Raw genomic sequence first — 19547 nt, forward strand, 5'->3', positions numbered from 1 at the left:
CGCCTCCGCATTAAAGGATGGGATGAATCCGCAGGAGATCGCGGAACTGTGCAGCGAGCAGGCAGGGGAGCCAATCAGCAATATGGCCGTACGCCGTTATATTGAAGCACATGGGTCCGCATCTGAGATAAAGGCGAGCGCCAGTATTGCCACTAAGCAGCTACCGCCGAAGAAGGTCGAGAAGGCCGTCAGGTCCAGCCCTGAACGCGTCCATCGCTTGGTCGAGCGCGACATCGATCTGATTGAGCTGCAATATCGGACGACGGCAGCGCTCGCCGATCGCTTCGAGTGGATCGCCAACCTGCCCGACACATTCGAAGCGCGCATGCGGCAACTGCACGATCTCGTCACCGCCGAAGGGACGGACACGACAACGCTGGACCACTGGGGGCTCGCCTTCACGCTGGAGCTTAGACGCAACATCGGCAACATGGCCGTCCTTAACCGGGAAATCCGCCAAAACGGCCAGTTCATGGCGACGCTGCGCGAGAAGGCGTTTGAGTTCAATCTGATTCAGGAGTATCTCGAAAACGCGCTCGAAGAGATCCGGCAGGTCGTCGGGCCTGAAGCCTTCGAGCAGGCGAGCGAGCGCCTTATCATGAATCCGCGGCTACAGCGGATCGTTGAAGAAATACACCGACTTGGAGGCGGTGACGTTGGTTGAGACCATCAGCAGCCATTGCGCAGTTCCACGCCCGCCTTAAAGAGCGACACAAGGTCAAGAACACACCGAAGTGGGAGCGTAAGCCGAAGGAGTACATTCAGGAGCGCCTCTACATTCGGACGAAGGACAAGCGCGTCGTGCCTCTGACGTTCAATCCGATCCAAGAGCTGTATTGGATGGAGAAGACGCTGCGCGATGTCATACTGAAGCCCCGGCAGCTCGGGTTCTCTACGTTGACGCTGGCGCGGTTCTTCGAGTGCGCAATCAACGAAGAGAACGTCACCGTCGCGATCGTTGCCCACGATGCCGATTCGACGCAGAAGCTGTTTCAGACGGTTCAGCTTATGTACGAGCGGTTGCCGGAAGCCAAGAAGGAGCAGCTGAACAACGGTAAGGGAAAACCGAAGTACGGCAACCGGAAGGAGTTCTTCTTTGCCGGCAACAACTCGCGGATCTACGTCGGTACCGCGGGCTCCAGCAGCTTCGGCCGTGGGCAGACGATCAACTATCTGCTCTGCTCCGAGGTCGCGTTCTGGCCGAATCCTGAAGAGCTCATGACGGGCCTCCTGCAGGCGGTCCCGTTCGACGGCGAGATTGTCATCGAGAGCACTGCCAACGGCGTCGGGAACTACTACTACCAGATGTACACCGATGGCAAAGACGGCCGAACAAACTGGCGCTCGCATTTCTACGCCTGGCATCAGCTTCCCGAATACCAGTTGCCGCTGAAGGAGGGCGAGGAGCTGGTATTCGACGAGGACGAGCTGGCCGGCATCGCGACGTACGGCTGGACGGCCGAGCAAGTGAAGTGGCGCCGCTGGAAGATCAGCGAGATGCCCGAAGAGGACGGCATCACCCGCGAGGACCGGTTCAAACAGGAATATCCGGCCAACGACGATGAGGCGTTTCTCAACACTGGTACGCCAGTCTACAACGCGAAGGTGGTCATTCCGCGCAAGCAGTCGCTTGAGGAGCGACACAAGGCGGCCAAGCCGATCCGCGGCACGTTCGTCTTCAACTACGTGAACGAAAAGATCGTGCCGGAATCCATCAAGTTCGTAGCGGATCCGCGCGGGCCGCTGACGATCTACGAGCAGCCGCAGCGTGGTCATCCGTACGTGATTGGCGGCGACATCGCGGAAGGCGGGCACGACCTTTCCTGCGGGCAGGTACGGAACAACGTGACGTGGAACCAGGCGGCTGTCTGGCACTGGCGACTCGACACCGATCTGTACGCGAAGCAAATGTACTGCCTCGGCATGTATTACAACCAGGCGCTGATCGGCATCGAAACGAATTTCGACTTGCACCCTGTGAAGGAGCTCGACCGACTCCAGTACCCGAACCAGTACACCCGGGAGGTTCCCGACACGTTCACGGGGCAGATCCGGAAGGCGTACGGCTTCCACACGGACACGGTGACACGGCCGCTGATCATCTCCAAGCACGTTACACTGGCGCGCGAGCGGATCGACACGTTCAACGACGTCACGACACTGTCGGAGATGCTCACGTTCGTGCGAAACAAGGTCGGGAAGCCAGAGGCGATGGCCGGCAAGCACGACGACACAATTCTGGCGGATGCGATCTGCCAAGAGATCCGGCACCAGCAGCGAATGTACATCATCGAAGAGGCGCCGCCGACGAAGAAGAAGCTCGGCGATCGGCTAGGCGTAAGCAAGAAGAAAGCAGTGTAGGAGGTGAGTCCAATCGCAGGGCCAATCAGAAGGGCGATCAACAAGGCAGCCAGGATCGTGAAGGGCAAGATCACGGGCAATCTGCTCGAGTTCCGAATGGAAACGAAAGAGCAGCGCGAGGCGCAGGTTCAGCGCGACTTCGATCTCGCCAAGATCGAGAAGGAGCCGGTGCAACAGCGCTTCAAGCAGCTGAACAACTACTACAACGGAAAGCCGTATACCCAGCAGCAGGCTGCGATGTTTACCGAGAAGTTCGGCATCAACTTCCATCCGCCGTCGCTGCCTGACGCTTATGTGCAGGTCGAGAGTCAGATCGACGACGTCGTGCCCACGCCGCAATTCAAGGGGCGTGACGACGACCTGGACGGCGCCAAGGCCAAGATTCGGGAGCAGGTTGTCAACTTCGTCTGGTACAACAACGATATCGATGAGCTGAACATCAACAACGATCGCAGCTTGAACGAGCTCGGCAACGCCTTATTCAAGGTTGCGTGGGACGGTTCGATTCAGGGGCCGGGATACGTCGGGGATATCGTAATCGGTAACCCGGACCCGGCGAACATCTTCCCCGATCCGGCCGCTTACGACGTGGACGACTGCGAATACTTCGATTTTCCGTACCGTTTGCACAGGCGAAAGGCGCGCCGGCAATTTGGGGAGATCGTGGACAAGATCATGACCGACTCGAACCATTACGAGACGGAGATTTACGATAACCAGACCCCGAGCCTGGACGACGAGACGCTGCAGGTCCTCGAACACTGGTATCGGGATGACGAGGGCGACATCGCCTGCTCGATCCAGATCAATAACGTCGAGGTCAAGCACATTCCGAAGTACTGGGTGAACACTCGGCACAGCGGAAACAAGATGTACCCGTTCGTCCACTACACCAAGATTCCGGTCCGAAAGAGTTTCTGGGGCAAGGGCGAGATCGATTCGATCAAGGACCTGCTGGACGCCGGCAACCGCGAGTTCATCACAGCGCTGCTGAACGACGTGTTCATGGCGAACGACATCGTCGTCGTCGAGGAAGGCGCGCTGGTGGACGAAGAGGCTGGCTTTCCTAACCATCCGGGTGCGGAAGTACGCGTTAAGCAGAACAAGATCAATGCGATCCGACGTTTGGGCGGTCTGAGCCAGAACGGCGGCATCCTGAGCATGATTCAATTTATTAGCGAAAAGATTCAGGAGGCGAATGGGAACTACGATTCCTCACAAGGCAAGGAGCCGGTGCGCGTAACAACCAGCTCGGGGATCGCTCAGCTCAACGAGAAGGCCGAAGCGCGGAAGAGCACGAAGAAGGCCGGCCGTACGCAGGGCTTCAAACGGCTGGCCCAGCTGACCGACTGGACAGCGCTCGAGTTCTACAATACCGATCGCATCATCCTGATCCGCGGGAAGAAGCCGAACGAACCGGATACGACAATCACCTTCAACAGCGAGACCATGAAGACCGCCGGTCCGGACGGACAGCAGTACTATCCGACGGTCGACGTCGAGATCAGCGTCGGCGAGGGCATCAAACGGTCGAAGGCGTTCACGCTGGCCGCGACGCAAGAGTTGGCGAACCTGAAGATCACGCCCGAGAACGTCGGCATCGTGTTGTCAATCGTGGATCTGCTCGACCTGCCGAACAGCGACGACATCAAAGCATCCATCGAACAGGCGGTCGCCGCGCAGCAGCAGATAGCGGCCATGCAGAGCGCGCCCGCTAGTGCCCCGGGGCAGGGCGCGCCACAAACGCCAGGAGCAGCGCCGGCCGTTGACGTTGAGGCGATCATCTCGCAGCTGTCTCCCGAAGAGCAGGAGGCGTTCTTCGCGGCTTCCGAGCAAGAGCAAGAGCTGATGCTGCAAAAGCTGATTGAGGGAGGTGCGGCATGAAGAAGAAGCCGAAGACAGACCCAAAGCCCAAGGCCAAGAAAGGGGAGGGGATGGAGGCGATCAAGGCGGCGATGCTGGCGCGCAAGGGAAAAGGCAAGTAACCGTTCGCGTATCGCTTACGCCGGACATGTCGCTCGGATACGGCTACCTGCTGCTGTGCTGCGGCAAGCGTCAGCCGGTCAGCGTGGACGCGCTTGAAGTGTATCAGCATTGGTGCTGCGTGGATTGCGGAAAGCCCCTCCTCCTACGATCGGATGATGGGGATTTTTTGGTTGGGCCAAACGTGACAATTTGAGGAGGTGCAAGGCATGTTGAAGAACGTATTCACGGTTCTCGTCACCCAGAGCAGCGACGGGCTATTCCAGCCTCCGCTCGCTGTCGGGAGGGAAGTGTTTGAAGCCTATCCGACCGACGCGCAGATCGAGGCTGCGATCGTTAAACACGATGGAGACAGCGCCAGTGTCAACAAGACGGTTGAGTTGGTTAAATAACAGGCCCATCGCAGAGCAGCGGCGGGCCTTTTCATATACCGCATTCGGCGGTGACAACTCGGAACAGACGAGGAATCTTTAGCCGACGGGCTTACGGAGGGTTTAACGATGGAAAAAGAACAACGCAAGTCCTTGCTGAAACTGAATCTGCAGCTATTCGGAGACGGGGAAGGCGAGGGGCAAGACGAAAACGGCGACGGCGGCCAGGATCAGTCGGAGAAGAAGTTCACTCAGGAGGATGTAAACCGAATCGTTGGCGAGCGCCTGGCGCGTTCCAAGCCGCCCGAGGATTACGACGATCTGCGCGAGACCGTCGAGCATCTGAAGGCGTTCGGTTACTCCGGGACTCCTGCGGAGATCAAGGCCGTGCTAAAGCAGCAGGCCGAAGAAAAGCGCAAGGCGCAAGAGCTGAAGGATCTCGAGGACGAGGCGGATGAGAAAGGCGCATCGCCCGAACTTCTCGCTGAGATTAAGGCGCTCAAGGCCGATCTGAACGGCATCAAGAAAGAAAAGGAAGAGCGTGAGCAGGCCGCCAGCGCTGAGAAGGCACGCGAGGAGGCCTGGAACAAGCAGGTTACCGCCTTCAAGGAAAAGCATGCCGACGTGGACATCGACCAGCTCGGCCAGAACGACCGGTTTGTGAAGTTCCTGAGCCGCGCCAACCCGTCGCTGTCTCTGCTCGAGGTATACGAGGACTTCCTTGACCTCGTGGGCGGTGCTGAGGCGGCCGCTATCGCCAAGATCAAGAGCAACAACGACCGCAGCACGGCAAGCGGCAAGGGCGGCGGCGGCGACCATACGGGCGGCACCTACGGCCTCAACGACCATCAGGTGAAGCTCGCTAAGCAAAACGGCATGTCGGTAAAGGAATACGCCGAGCTGCTGGGACAAATCAAAAAATAGGGAGGCACAAGCATGCCCGGAAAAATCGAATACGCATATAGCCTTGCCGTGACCAGCGCGCCGATCAAAGAGGAGTTTCCGATCGCGCCCGGCACGGTCATCGAAAAGGGTGAGATCGTCAAGCTCGTAGAGGGCTTCGTGGTTCCAGTTGGAGATACGGACCAGGATGATCCATACCTCGGCCTAGCCGACGAAGATCACTCGGGCACAGCATCTATTTTGAATCCGCGCTCGAACGGAAACTGGATCAGAGTCTACTGCTCGCCGCTCGCGGTCTTCAAGTGCAAGCCCGGCATCGTTTCTACTGCCACGGGCGGCAACGCGACTACCTGGGTCGATTCAGGCTTCACGGATCCGGCCGATGACAAGTTCAACGGCGGCTTGCTGAAGGTCCGCAAGTCGGCGACGTTAACGAACGGTGTCGGCAAGTGGTACGGCGTCACCGACTTCACGAAGACGACCGGCACGTTCACAGGCGTTTTCACGGGCGGCGTAACCGTTGGCGACCAGGCACTGGTCCTTCCGCCGGTTGGCAGCTTCGGGTGGGACCTCAACGCAAACGGCACGAACCTGAACCTCGCGGCAAACGGCGGCGAGTCCATCATGATCGTGCGCGTCGATCCCGAACAAGAATGGGTTTACTTCATCCTCCGGCTGCATCAGTTCGGAAATACCATGGTTGCCGTTTAATCGGCGGAAGGGGAGGGCAATATGCTCGATATTTACACATACCAGGATGATCTCTATCCGCTCGTTACCAAGTGGTTCAACGACCGTTTGGACAAGAAACGGGCAATCATCAAGCAGGTCATCGGCTTCGAGTCCATCGATCGTATCGACCTGCAGGAGCAAGGAGTCGGTGGTTACGGCCTCGTTCCGAAGTACGACGGCAGCACGATTCCGGAGCTGAACCAGCACCGCGGCTTCAAAAAGGTTTATACGCCGGAAGAGTACACCGCGAAGGCGTCGATTCAGTGGAAATACGCCAAGGTCGACATGTCCGGCGAAGCCAAGAAGGCCGGTACGCGCATGGCTGATTCGCTCCATATGACGCAGCTCAGGGCGTTTTACAACCTGTTCGCCAACGGCTGGAATGGCAGCTTCGTGGGCGCTGATGGCCAGCCGCTATTCTCCACGGCGCACCCAATCGCGAACGAGGAAGGCGCCGAGACGTTCTCCAATGCTGGCACGGACACGTTCTCGATCGCGTCGATCACGAAGACGCAGACGGCTGCCCAGCGCTTCAAGACGTTCGATGGTCTCGAGTTCGACTGCGACTACAACATCGTTTTGGTATCGCCTGAGCTCGAGCCGAAGGCAAAGGAATACTTCGGCGAAGACGCGAAGCTGATCCCGGACAGCGCAGAGAACGGCGCAAACCCGGTCAAGGACATGAACTACATCGTCATCAAGGGCTTCAGCGCCAAGCAATGGGCCGTGGGCGACAAGGACCTGATGATGGAAATGATGAAGATGGTAGAGATCACGGCGCCAACGGTCATCCGCAACAAGCCGGACAACCCCCTGGTGACCGAGTTCGTCGGCTACATGGACTTTACGATGGGCTGGTCCGATGCACGTCCGATCTACGGCCACAACCCGAACTAAGGAGGGATTACTGTGTCTGGATTGGATGGAAAAGGCACGACTTTCCCGGGCGGCGTGAACGGCCTCGGCGTCTCTCTAGTAGGCTCGGTCACGTTCGACCCGGCCTCGCTGGTTGACGGCGCGGGTGTCACGTCGAGCGCGATTACGGTATCTGGCGCGGCGTTCGGAGACTTTGTTATTGCTGCGGCGCCGTACGACCTGCAGGACATCACCGTTAATGCCTACGTATCGGCAGCCAATGCCGTCAAGATTCGGCTGCAGAACGAGTCGGGCGCTACGGTAGACCTCCCGAGCGGCAAATGGCGCGTGCTCGTTCTGAAGGGGCTGGGTGGCTGATGGAGAAGGCGCAATGGGAACCGACGAGCCGGGAAGGTAAGGCGAAGGAACAGATCGAGCATATTCCGACGATCAAGGCGTCCGAAGACGGCGCCGACAAGGAGACCGTCCGGCTGTGGAACCTCATGGTCAAGACGCTGAAAGAGAACGGACTCATGAAAGATAAGTAACGGACCAGGGAGGGCGGAAGCTCTCCCTTTTCCTATTTCCGGAGGTGTTCAGGTTATGCAATTGCAACGCGCATATCAGATCGTAGACACGAAGGTCGTCACCTTGGCGGACACGGCGCAGGACATCGTTATCGGTGGCCGGGTTTGCCTGATCTCCAACGCAGGCGCGCAGCCGGCCTACATCCGGCCCAAGATGCAGGGCGCGGCGTCTTCTACGACGGGCTTCATGCTGGCAGCTGGGCAGTCGCTGCCGATCTTCGTGAGCGTGGACGGAACGCTATCGGCGATCTCCAACGCGACCGGGACCAGCCTGTCTATTCTATTCCTCGACGTGTGAGGTGATCAGCGATGAACCTGGGCGAAGCAAAGACGCGGGCGATCAAACTCATCAACGAATACAGCAACAACGGCGCCTTGATTCCGGTCGCGAGCAATCGGGATTATACGTTGCGAATGAATTCGCTGGCGGATGATGCGCAGCGCGAAATATCCGACAAGGTGTCCATCGACGGCTCGACCGAATACGTGCAGCAGAAGGGGCTGCCGGATGGCTACAACAGCTACGACCTGCCGGCGGACTTCCGTTCGATACGGTACGTCCAGCGCAACGGGCGCGCCTTCTACGACTTCACGATCGGGGGCGGCAAGTTTACGATCAACAAGCGCTTGGACGGCACGTTCACGCTTTACTACGCCAGGCACCCGACGCCGATCGCCGACGACACGCCGGACGCGTACGTGTTCGAGATCGATCTGGAGACGCACCGCTGGATCCCGTATTTCATCGGCGGCATGGTTGTCGCGGACGAGAACAGCGAGATCAGTAACAAGCTGCTGAATATCTATTACGAAGGCATAGGCGGCCTGTCCAAGCGGCGCACAAGCGGACCGCGGACGGTTGCCAATACGATGGGATGGTGATAAATCATGCCGATCTTCCCGGCCGCGAGCCGCCGGACGCCGACGCCCATGCGGATCACGCGGTTCCGGGGGCTCAACGTATCTGAGGACCCGACGCAGCTCGCGGACAACGAATCGCCGGACATGCTGAACATGCTGCTGGACAACGAGGGCGCGCCGCAGAAACGTACTGGTTTCAAGGAGGTGCTCGCCAGCCTGGGCGCCGGTCCGATCCTCGGCATATTCCAGTTCGGTACCTCCATTCTGGTCGCGCACGGCACGACGCTGCGGAAGTATGCGGATGACTTTACGGGCGGTACCGTGCTGTCGTCCGGCATGTCCGGCAACCGCGTGAAGTTCTTCGTGATGAACGAGTTCTGCTACATCATGGACGGCGTTCACTACCTCCAGTACGATGGCACGACGCTGCAGGATGTGGTCCCGTACATCCCGACGCTTACCATCTCCGCGCCACCTGCCGGTGGCGGCCAAGTATTCGAGCAGCGTAATCTGCTTGGGGCTGGCTTCGAGCAGAGCTTCAGCGGCGACGGGACGGCGACGGAGTATCATCTGATCCTCACCGGCCTCGACGCGACGGCCATTGTGGCCTCGACGGACGGCGGCTTAACGTACAACAAGGTGGAGACGACGGACTTCACGGTTAACCGCACTACGGGCGTCGTGACGTGGCTTGCCGCGCCGGCGCTGGGCGTCAACAACGTCAAGATCCGGGCATTCAGGACGTACAACGATGGCGACAAGATCCGGAAGTGCACGGGATTCAAAATCTTTGGTGGCACCAACGACACCCGTGTCTTCTTCTGGGGCTCGGATGCCAACACGCTTTACCGCTCGGACATCTATCGCCCCAATTACGTCCCGGAAAACTATTTTCAGAGGGTTGGGTCGAACGCTGAGAAGATTATGGCGGTGAGCGTCCAATACGACACGGCCGTCATCGACAAGGAACGCTCCAAGTGGGGCATGACTTACAACGACACGGGAACGGACATCACGTTCCCGGTCAGGCCGATCAATGACACGATCGGATGCTTGGCGCCTGAATCTGTCCAGATCATCGAGAACAACCCGGTCAGCCTCACACGGCAGGGTCTGCACATGCTCTCCGGCGGCACTGTCCGCGACGAAAGGAACGTGTCGCACCAGTCGCGCCGAGTTGACCGCATGTTGTTGCGCGAGGCCGGACTGGCTGGGGCGATCAGCTTTGACTTCGACAAGAAGTATTATCTGGCGCTGAATGGCCGGGTGTACGTCTGGGATTACTTGCAGCCGACGGCTGAAGATCAGATAGGTGAGTGGTATCTTTACGATAGCATGCCCGTCACTACCTTCTTCGAACTAGGCGGCAAGCTTTACTTTGGCACCACAAGCGGCGAGGTCATGCGTATGTCCGATCCGGACGAGCTGGACGCCTACAGCGACAATGGCGCGGCGATCCAGGCGCACTACATGACCAAGCAATTCGACATGGGGGCATTCGATATACGCAAAAACGTCCCTCGGATCTACACGACCATCAAGGCTGACATCCAGACAACCGTCGAGATCTACACGCTGGACGGGCGCGGCACGAACACGCTACAGGGAACGGCGAGTGCGTCGCTGATCAGTTATGCCGAGTTCGACTACGGTTACTTCACGTATCTCGTGACGGCCTTCCCGACGGTGTTGCGGAGCAAAATAAAGCTGAAAAAGATCACGCATATGCAACTGAAATACGTCAACAACAAACCTCACCAAAGCTTGAAACTGCTCGGAATATCATTCGAGCCGATCTACGGCAGTCCAGTCAAATAGGAGGAATCGATGTGATAGAAAAACTCGACGGATTTTCGTTCAACCACTCTGACCAGGCAGATCGCCTCTCTGATAGCTTGACCGCTGACGAGGTAAAGCAGCGATTCGACAGCCGAGGCGAGGAACTGCGCTTAAAAGTGAATGAAACGATTGAAGTTGCAAATGAACAATCGGTAGGTATCGCGGATTTGGGAGAAAGCGTCGCTCAAAAGGTAGATCAAGGTGGCAATTTTACCGGGTCATGGTTTGGTATTTCTAATCCGGCTCTGGCTGATCCCGGAATCGCAGGTGTAGTCCAAAAGAACACAGAAATGATTGCCATCAAATCTGACATTTTCATTGAAGGGGATAGCCTTTCTGTCGGAGATCCTGTTGCAGGCGGTTCTATAGCCAAGTGGCTCGGCTACTTGCTCAAAAAGCCAATAACGAGCAATGGAGTATGGGGCAGTTGGAGCGCGCAGGTTTTGGCTCGCATTCAAACAACAGTGATCGATCAAATGCCGCGACAATGTATAATTCTCGTCGGTACAAATGATTTAAACGGTGGCGAAGCGATTGGAAATGTTATTTTCAATGTCACTCAAATCGCGGACAAACTCCTCGCGGCTAAAATCGAGCCGATCTTCTTGACCGTACCGCCGCGGAACGATTTCCCAGACACGAACGCCCGAATCAGGGAGTATAACATGCGTCTGATGGTCATGTGTCAGGAGAAAATGATCAAGTTCGTAGATATATACAATCCTCTGGCGAAAGAGAACGGAACGTCTCTTGATTACATTCACGTCGCTGACGATCTCCATTGGTCAACGTACGGCGCCTTTCTCGCCTCTAAAGAAGTTGCGAAGGTATTCCCGGCCCCGTCCATCTACAATAACGCCGACTACCCTTACAACTACGCAAAAGGCGAATACCCCATGAAGGACAACTGCGCCTTTACACTGGACAGCAACGCGGATGGGCTGGCGGATTACTGGTCAAAGTTGACGGCATCGGGAGCTAATTATAGCACGATCGACAATCCGTCAGGGGGTAAGTATCAAGTCGTTGAAAAGACGACTACCGCTAACGAATCCCAAGGAATTTACGGTGACATCGGAGCCTTTGTCCAAAACACTGTTTATCGCATCGAGTTCGATCTGGAATTCGACATCACCGACAAAACGAATAATGATATGACCGTAGTTGTGACGATGACTCACTATAACTCTGGTGGGACGCCGATCGGTTCTAATGATGCACTAAATGTATACGCTAAGAAAATTCCGGCATGTACCGTTTTCAAAGACTTCACTCCGCCAGTTGGGACGGCCAATACCCGGCTGTTGATGTTCTCGCATGGCGCGTCACCATTCACGATAAAGTTCGGGCGGGTTTATATCTATAAGTCTAAATAATAATTGAGGTGATCCTATGGCAGTTAATTCTGCGATAGAGGCGGAGATCAAGCGCAAGGCAGCCGCCGGTATTGCGCTCACTAATCCGACAGCTGAGACGAGCGCACTCTATAAGGCGTATCAGCAGAACCAGACGGCGGCCTCGAGCGGAAACAAGGCGACGTCGAGCACGACGGCGGCTAGCGGAACAGGGGCTGCGTCAAACGGATCGGTTCTCGCCAATGCTTCGAACTCGTCTCCATCGGTGACGACCACCACAACGCCGGCAGCCAATACGAATTACGGCGGCAAGGGAAACCCCCTGAACGAAATTCTCTTCAGCAAGAAGCAGTACGACGCCGGGAATAAGCTTTGGGCAGCCAAGAACGCGCAATCCTATTACGACCAGCTCGATCCGCAGGAGCGCGCCTTGGTCCAGGGGATGAATACGCAGCAGCTCGAGTCGTACATCAATAGCAAGACCGCCGGTGGCACGGGCGCAACTGGGGCAACCGGGACAACAGGCCAAGGATCCTCGAACCTCATCAACGATATGTATGACAATAGCCTTGCAGCTCAGCTTCAAGCCCTGCGAAAAGCCCGTGAAACGGCTCAGCAGGGCTTGAACTCTGTTGAGACGACGGCAAAGCAAAGCGCCTACCAGAATCGGAACCTTGCAGACGCATCGACCCAGCAGAGTGCGCAGCGGCTTCGGACGATCATGGCGGAACAGGGGCTTCTCGCTTCTGGTGATAACGTGACGGCTAACGTCGCCTTGCAGGCTGCCGGCCAGAACAACCTGAACACGATCAACCAGGCCGAGGCGAACACACTGCAGGACGTTATGGAGCGTCGGGCGACGATCAACAACAACGCCGAGCTCGACGAGCAGGCGTTGGCGAAGGAAGTCGCGGCAGCTCGCGCGAACGCCCTCATCCAAGACCAGTACCATCAGGACGACATGGGCCTGCAAGTAGCCGGGCTGACCGGGACGTACAACGGGACGCGCACGCTCGCCGGCGTCGCTTCCGATCAAGCAGCGCAGCAGCAATCATGGAGCCAGTCCTTCCAAAAGGAGCAGTTTGCTTACCAGAAGGCACGCGATGCCATTGCGGACAAGCAGTATCAACAGCAATTTGACGAAAATGTTCGGCAATATGGCCTCAACTACGGATTGCAGAAGGCCATGCAAGACCATCAAATCAGCTATGACGATGCGCAACTGGCGCTGTCGCAGTCTAACAGCACGACGGACAATAATCGCCAGGACACGAATTCCACTTACGGCCGTCTGTTCGACATTTGGCAGCTGACCGGGGTGGCGCCGGCCGGGCTCGAAGCGTTCGGTATAGCCGCAGGCACTCCGGTTAAATCCGATACGACGAGCAGCGGCAGCAAAACATCGGCCTATGATACCACGGTCAAAAACCTGGACACGATGGCGACTTATAACAAGGATGAGTACGGCAACAACAAGCTGACGAATTCCTCTGCCGTCGAAACAGCGATCTTGCAGTCCGGGCTGTCGGAATACGAAATGTGGCAGCTATACAACCGATATCAAATCCCGTGGACTGGAGACATCCCGAAGAATACCGCGGGAAACTGACTAGCTCCGGTTCTGGCGGCTCTTACGGTGCGCTTGGCGGCGTACTGAAGGGGACCGGGGATCTATTTCAAGCTGCCGCGAAAAAGTATGGAATCGACGCTAGATTGCTCACCGCGATTGCGATGCACGAGACGGGGAACGGAACGTCCAGTGCGGCGAAGAACAAGTACAATGTCGGCGGCATGATGGGCAGAAACGGACTCATGTCGTTTGATTCTTTGGCGGCCGGCATCGACGCGATGGCAAGCAATCTGAAACGACTTTACTACGATCAAGGGCTGACAACGATCGAGCAGATCCAGCGTAAGTACGCCCCTGTAGGCGCTGCTAACGATCCGACGGGCCTCAATAAGAACTGGATAAGCGGCGTGAGTAAGTACTTGTCAATGTTAGGAGGGTGAGTCATGGCAGAGTCTTTTATCGAGAAACGTCGCCGGGAGCTCGGTCTGGATAAGCCGGCTGCTGCTTCTAACGCAACCCCCGCGCGTGTTCCCGGCGCCCAGGCGTCACCTACCGTTGCTGCGCCGACATCGTTTGTCGGGCGTCGCCGCCTCGAGCTGGGAATCGACAAGCTATCTCCGCAACAACTACAGACGATGCTGCCGGCGGGAAACCTGTCTGTGAACAACTCGCTCGACACTGCCAAGGCATTTGTCGGCAGCAAGATCACGGAGGCCACGAAGCAGAAGGCGGCCGAGAAACAACAGAAGGAAGAGGCGCTGAACCGGAATGCGTATGAAAAGTGGTACGACAAGCACATCGGCGGCACGTGGATCGACCGGGCGCTTGGCGGATTGCAGACGGCTGACCGAGCCGTCTCCGATGTCAAGGCCGGTGCACTCGACACGGCGACGATCGGCGCTTCTCAAGGCCTCGGACGGCTGGCGATCAATTCTCTCCCCGGCGGCGAACAGAACCTGAAGCCGATCTTTGACGAGCGCAAGGACAGCGTGGGGTATACGGTCGGCGAGATCGCCGGTTATCTCCCGCCGGGCGCGGCCATTGAGCGAGGCATTGCCGCTATCGGAAAGGGTGTCGGGAAGAGGTTCGTTAAGAGCAAGATCGGTAGAACAGCTATCAGAGGTGCAGCGGCTGGCGCGGTGGATGCGGCGGCGCAGGAAGCTGGCGACGTCGCTTTCCGCGAGGGCAAGTTCGATCCGGTCAACGTGGCGATCGGCGCCGGCGCGGGCGGCGCGTTGGGTGCTGGCGCAGAGGCCCTGTCTGGAGCGCTTCGCAGCCGGGCGCTTAACAAGGAGGTAAAGTCGTTCATCAATCGCGTCGAGTCGACGGACGCGCCGTCTCCGGTCGGTCGAAACGTGCAGGAACTGCCCGGCAGCAGTGCGCAGGGCGACGCCTACGCGGCCAACGCGCGCCGATGGCTGGCGATTCAGGACGAGCATGCCGCGGCGGTTGACCAGCAGTACCAATACCTTAAGCAGTCGCTGAAGGAGCGAGGCGGCGTGCAGCAGGGCGGCCTCGTGAAGGACCCGACGACCGGGGAAGTGACCGGGCGCTATGGGCGCACATCGAACAATCCGCAATGGTACCGTGATTTTTACGCGGCAACCGGGCGGAAACCGACGGACAAGGACCTGCGCACGCTTGCCATCAAGCAGGTGAACGAAGGATTCGCGGATGATGCCGTCAACGTACCGCCCTGGAAGCCGTCGCAGATCGAGGACATCGACGGCGAGATCGCATCAATTCGCGGCATGCTCGACAATGTGACCGATCCGGCAGAGCGGCAGGCTCTTGAGAACGTCGCGGACACGCTCGCCGTAAGCCGCGCGCAGATCAGGAACCAGCTACCCGAAGGGGTGCGGGCGCGCACGACGGGCAATGCGGCACCAGCATCGGCGCCAGCCAGCGGATCCGCAGCGGCTCCAAGTCTACCGGGCGGCGTCCAAGCTCGGGTAGCGGCGCCTTCCGGGCAGCGAAGCGCAGGACCGTCGGGCTCCACAGTGAAGCCAAAGAAGACGATTTCCCGGGCGCAGATGGTCGAGAGGATACGTCAGAACATGGGCGTCACCATTGACTCCGGTCGAACGGGGAAGAGTCGGCAGCAGGTGCTCGGCATTTATAAGATACAACCGGAGGTCATTCGAACCGGTTACGCCGAAGACGTCGAGACGATCGCGCACGAGCTTGGGCATCATCTCTCGAAGAAACATGCTCTGCTCGATCGGCGCTTTGAACAGGAACTGCTAGATATGATGGACACGCAAGGCGTCCATAATTACCGCTCGTACCCTCGAAATGTCTGGCATGAGGAAGGGATCGCCGAATTCCTTCGGACGTACCTGACCGATCCGGATCAGGCCCGGCAGCTCTCGCCGCGCTTCTCGGAGTTCTTGGAAAGCCAACTGCCGAAGAACGTCCGCAAGGGCCTCGGGAACGTTCAGCAGGACGTTCAGACGTGGATCAACCAGGGCGAGTACGAACAGGCGAAGGGATTGCTGGACTTCGACGGGGGCGGTGGAAAGCCGAAGGGCAGCTGGGACCGCTGGTATACGCGATTCGTCGACGATCTCAACCCGATTAAAATCGCCGAAAAGGCGCTGTCCGGCGCGGTCGGCGTCGGCAAGGACTCCATCTATAAAATGGCGCGTCTGAGCCGCGGCGTCGGTGAGCAGGCGAAAATGGCCGTCACGCGCGGCATCTTCAGTCCTTCTGGGCGCAAGATGTCGGACGGCTTGCAGCAGATCGTGAAGCCGCTGCAGAAGATCGGCATGAGTGAGAAGGACTTTGGGACGTACCTGGCCGTCATACATGCGGAGGATTTGAAAAACGTCCACAAGAAGGAGATCCCTTTCTCAGATGCGCAGATCCGGGCTGTAAAGCAGCGATGGGGAAATAATCCGGTCGTGCAGAAGGCGCAGCAGGAAATCGTGAAGTACAACAACGCCTTGCTCGACCTGATGGTAGACTCCGGACTGTTACCGTCAAAAGCAGTCACCGAGATGCGCACCAAATATCCGAACTATGTACCATTCATGCGCTACTTCGACGACGACGCGGTGGCTGGGTTTAAGAACGGCGGTTATGGCTCATCGTCCGGATTCGCTAACGTGACAACGCCAGTTAAGCGCATGAGCGGCGAGGGATCAGACCGGACGATCATCAACCCGATCGAGTCCATGGTTCAGAACACGTTCCTGACGATGAACGCGGCGGCGAAGAACAAGGTCGGACTGCAGCTCGCTGAATTGGCGAAGATCGACGGCGCCGGCAAGTGGGTGGAGCATGTTCCAGGCGCCTCCGACCCGGGGCAGCACATCGTCTTCGTCAAGATCAACGGAGACAAGCAGGCGTTCAAGATCCGGGACCCGGAACTATACAATGCGATGCTGTCGCTGGATAACGAGAGCTCGAACAGCCTGCTGCGGTTCCTCGGCGGCATGGCCTCTGCGCTCCGCGGCGGCGCAACGTTGACGCCTGAATTCATGATAAGGAACGCATTCCGCGACGTGGCCGGTGCCATGGTTAATAGCACGAAATATGGATTCACGCCGCTGGACTTCCTTAGGGGCTTCATGCACACGGTCAAGAAGTCGGACGTCTACGAGAAATTCGTTAACAGCGGCGGCGCAATGTCGACGATGATGGCGCTGGATCGAGATACGAATCGTGAGGCGCTCGAGGCTGTGTTCAAAAAGAGCCTGAAGGACAAGACGTTAAACGTCGTGACAAGCCCGAAGGAGCTGGCGAAGTGGTTGTCGCTCTATCGGCCAGTACAGAAGACCGTGGATGTTCTTCGTAAAGGCGCGGAAATATCGGAGTTGTCGACCAAGGTTGGCGCATTTAACCGCGTGCTGAAAAAGACCGGGAGCGTCGAAGAGGCAGCATACAGCGCGCGCGATCTGATGGACTTCAATCGGGCGGGCAGCAATATCCGCCAGGCGAATAAGGCCATCGCGTTCCTCAATGCGAGCATTCAGGGGACGGACAAAATGGCCCGGGCGTTCAAAGATAATCCGGCTTCCTTCCTGGTTCGCGCATTCACTACGTTGGCGCTGCCTGCTTCGCTAATCTACCTGTCGAACCGGTACCTTCTCTCGGATGAGGACAAGATGGCGTACGAGAACATTCCGCAGTGGCAAAAGGATAGCTTCTTCGTCTTGGGCGTCGGCGGCGGCAAGTTCGTCCGCATCCCGAAGCCGTTCGAAGCCGGCATGCTGTTTGCCACGAGTACCGAGCGGATGCTGCAATGGCTCGAGGCGAATGATCCGGAAGCTTTCGAAGGATACGGGCGCGCGACGGCCGAGTCTCTGACGCCGCCGATGCTGTTCACGGCGCTGACGCCTTTGCTCGAGGCGACGACGAATCACTCGTTCTTCCGTAACGCGCCGATCGTGCCGCAGGGCGAGCAACGTTACGAGAAGAAGGACCAGTACGGCATTTATACGAGCGAGGTCGCAAAGGAACTCGGCCAGCTTGCTGACAAGGTTGGCCTCGGCGAGACGAACGCGGCGAGCCCACGGATCATCGACAACACGCTGAAGGGCTACACGGCCGGGCTCGGGCAGTACGGCGTGGATGCGGTGGACAAGGTGATCGACAAGGTATCAGGTAAGAAGAAGACGCCGGAGCCGGCCAAGCAGCTGACCGAGAGCCCATTCTTCCGTTCGTTCTTTGCGACGACGTCCGGCGGCGGCCAAGTGCGCGAGGACTTCTACGACGCATGGGACAAGATCTCCAAGAAGAAAGCGTCAGCTGACCGTGACGATCAGATTCTTCCGATCGATCAGCAGCGTCAATACATGCGGATGAAGGCCGGGTATAATGCCATTAACAAGCTGAACAAGAGGTACAAGGCGGTCCGCGATTCTAAGGACATCGACGCCGAAACCAAGCGCTCGAAAATGGACGAGCTTGATGCTAAAATGAATGAAGCAGCCGCGAAAGCCTTGGAGGCGAAGTAGATGTCAATGCGGGCATGGAGCATCATCACCGTGATCGTATTCCTCGCCCTGAACCTATGGCTTATGGGCGGCGGTCACAGCGGGCGCGGCCAGGACTCATACGAATATCAGACCGACGACACGGCCTATGCCGAAGAGTCCCCTTAACCGGGGGCTCTTTTATTTTTCCATGAAAGGGTGAGCGCGATGGAAAAGGAACGCGAAGAGATGCCGGACATCCCGATCCGCCTGTGGTTTTACGAGCCGCCGGTGCGATCGGACTTTACGCGGAAGAGCAGGAAGGCGGTCCGGCGCCTGCATGGGGCGGACATGGAGAGGCTCTTGCTGCTGCCGCCCGTGCCCGTTGACGGAAGGAGGCGGCGGCCATTACGTTCGACGATCTTCTTGATGTTTTTCGTGCGGTCGGCCGGCTGGTTGAAACGATTTTTTCGAAGCCGGTAATCAGCGTGATGACGGCGGCTGCGTCGGTGCTATATGCGTTGCTGCGCGTACGGGCCGTCAACAACAAGCTGCGCCGGATGATGCCTTACCTATTCGCCGCGGAGGAGCTCGACAAGGAGTACGTCGACAACCAGCACGAGATCATGGAAAATCAGCGTCGCATCATGCACGCGCTTGGGGTGGAGCCATGGAGCCCTGCAGCTACATCAAACGATTTAACGCCACCTTCACGGGGCCGGACCGCCAGGCAGCGGCTGCGCTTCTGGGTGGCGTTCTTTTATGCCCGGTCTGCAGCAAGCCAGGGCAGCCAGTCATTCACAAATTGGAGGATGAAGAACATGAAAAAGTGGATTAAACCGGACTCTCTTACGATTTTCGGGGGCGTATTGATTGCAGCAGCGAACAAGTATTTCGGATTTGAGATCGATCCGGCGAACATCTTGGCGGCCGTCGTGCTTCTGGTCGGATACATTAAGGCCCACGAACTCGTGTCGGTAGTTCGAGACGCTAACGGACTGCCGAGCAAAATCAAGATCAACAGCCGGAAGACGATTTTCACGGCGGTTGCATTTGCATGCGTGGTCGCCGATGCGCTGCTGAAGCTGAACTTGCCTATGGATCTGCTGCTGACGGTAGCCGCCGCGGTGACCGGCTACAACTACTTGGAGAGCACCAAGGACGCGAAGGCGGCGGAGGCCGAAGGAACCGAAGCCAAGCAAACGCATTGA

18 protein-coding genes are annotated in these 19547 nt (G+C 57.8%); all 18 read left to right on the forward strand.

Annotated features, from left to right (window positions below; all coding sequences use genetic code 11):
• The first annotated feature begins 22 nt into the window (after positions 1-22).
• The 18 genes from ACFSR7_RS12575 to ACFSR7_RS12660 all read left to right on the forward strand — a co-directional run bounded on the left by ACFSR7_RS12575 (position 23) and on the right by ACFSR7_RS12660 (position 19547).
• On the forward strand, positions 23-664 hold the full coding sequence (locus ACFSR7_RS12575) for a hypothetical protein (protein ID WP_378161986.1): 642 nt from the start codon (positions 23-25) through the stop codon (positions 662-664).
• The gene (locus ACFSR7_RS12580) at positions 661-2361 is read left to right on the forward strand and encodes a terminase large subunit (protein WP_378161987.1); all 1701 of its coding nucleotides are present in this window, start codon (positions 661-663) and stop codon (positions 2359-2361) included. The genes ACFSR7_RS12575 and ACFSR7_RS12580 overlap by 4 nt, the downstream gene beginning before the upstream one ends.
• Positions 2362-2364: 3 nt before the next feature.
• Positions 2365-4245 carry a portal protein gene (locus tag ACFSR7_RS12585; RefSeq protein ID WP_378161989.1) on the forward strand — a complete coding sequence of 627 codons (1881 nt, stop codon included), beginning with the start codon at positions 2365-2367 and terminating at the stop codon, positions 4243-4245.
• Positions 4246-4553: 308 nt separating this feature from the next.
• Positions 4554-4736: a hypothetical protein gene (locus tag ACFSR7_RS12590; protein WP_378161990.1), complete on the forward strand. Its 183-nt coding sequence runs from the start codon at positions 4554-4556 to the stop codon at positions 4734-4736.
• Between the two features lie 108 nt (positions 4737-4844).
• Positions 4845-5639 (forward strand): hypothetical protein, encoded by a 795-nt coding sequence (locus ACFSR7_RS12595; RefSeq protein WP_378161992.1) that lies wholly within the window; start codon positions 4845-4847, stop codon positions 5637-5639.
• Positions 5640-5651: 12 nt separating this feature from the next.
• Positions 5652-6329 carry a hypothetical protein gene (locus tag ACFSR7_RS12600; protein WP_378161994.1) on the forward strand — a complete coding sequence of 226 codons (678 nt, stop codon included), beginning with the start codon at positions 5652-5654 and terminating at the stop codon, positions 6327-6329.
• A gap of 21 nt (positions 6330-6350) precedes the next feature.
• A complete protein-coding gene (locus ACFSR7_RS12605) occupies positions 6351-7247 on the forward strand; it encodes a hypothetical protein (protein ID WP_378114985.1) in 897 nt (298 codons plus the stop codon).
• A 12-nt stretch (positions 7248-7259) separates the two neighbouring features.
• The gene (locus ACFSR7_RS12610; protein WP_378161996.1) at positions 7260-7583 is read left to right on the forward strand and encodes a hypothetical protein; all 324 of its coding nucleotides are present in this window, start codon (positions 7260-7262) and stop codon (positions 7581-7583) included.
• A complete protein-coding gene (locus ACFSR7_RS12615) occupies positions 7583-7753 on the forward strand; it encodes a hypothetical protein (RefSeq protein ID WP_378161998.1) in 171 nt (56 codons plus the stop codon). Before ACFSR7_RS12610 ends, ACFSR7_RS12615 begins: the two co-directional genes overlap by 1 nt.
• A gap of 55 nt (positions 7754-7808) precedes the next feature.
• Positions 7809-8090 carry a hypothetical protein gene (locus ACFSR7_RS12620; protein WP_378162000.1) on the forward strand — a complete coding sequence of 94 codons (282 nt, stop codon included), beginning with the start codon at positions 7809-7811 and terminating at the stop codon, positions 8088-8090.
• A gap of 11 nt (positions 8091-8101) precedes the next feature.
• Positions 8102-8674 carry a phage adaptor protein gene (locus ACFSR7_RS12625; RefSeq protein WP_378162002.1) on the forward strand — a complete coding sequence of 191 codons (573 nt, stop codon included), beginning with the start codon at positions 8102-8104 and terminating at the stop codon, positions 8672-8674.
• Positions 8675-8680: 6 nt separating this feature from the next.
• Positions 8681-10471 carry a hypothetical protein gene (locus tag ACFSR7_RS12630; protein WP_378162003.1) on the forward strand — a complete coding sequence of 597 codons (1791 nt, stop codon included), beginning with the start codon at positions 8681-8683 and terminating at the stop codon, positions 10469-10471.
• 11 nt (positions 10472-10482) lie between these two features.
• The gene (locus ACFSR7_RS12635) at positions 10483-11868 is read left to right on the forward strand and encodes a GDSL-type esterase/lipase family protein (RefSeq protein WP_378162005.1); all 1386 of its coding nucleotides are present in this window, start codon (positions 10483-10485) and stop codon (positions 11866-11868) included.
• 16 nt (positions 11869-11884) lie between these two features.
• Positions 11885-13456, forward strand: a complete 1572-nt coding sequence (locus tag ACFSR7_RS12640; protein WP_378162007.1) for a hypothetical protein — start codon at positions 11885-11887, stop codon at positions 13454-13456.
• Positions 13417-13857: a glucosaminidase domain-containing protein gene (locus tag ACFSR7_RS12645; RefSeq protein WP_378162009.1), complete on the forward strand. Its 441-nt coding sequence runs from the start codon at positions 13417-13419 to the stop codon at positions 13855-13857. Before ACFSR7_RS12640 ends, ACFSR7_RS12645 begins: the two co-directional genes overlap by 40 nt.
• A 3-nt stretch (positions 13858-13860) precedes the next feature.
• On the forward strand, positions 13861-18378 hold the full coding sequence (locus ACFSR7_RS12650; protein WP_378162011.1) for an LPD38 domain-containing protein: 4518 nt from the start codon (positions 13861-13863) through the stop codon (positions 18376-18378).
• Positions 18379-18525 carry a hypothetical protein gene (locus ACFSR7_RS12655; RefSeq protein ID WP_378114963.1) on the forward strand — a complete coding sequence of 49 codons (147 nt, stop codon included), beginning with the start codon at positions 18379-18381 and terminating at the stop codon, positions 18523-18525.
• Positions 18526-18824: 299 nt separating this feature from the next.
• Positions 18825-19547 (forward strand): hypothetical protein, encoded by a 723-nt coding sequence (locus ACFSR7_RS12660; RefSeq protein WP_378162013.1) that lies wholly within the window; start codon positions 18825-18827, stop codon positions 19545-19547.

This window comes from Cohnella sp. GCM10020058 (assembly GCF_042683485.1).
Lineage (GTDB): Bacteria > Bacillota > Bacilli > Paenibacillales > Paenibacillaceae > Cohnella.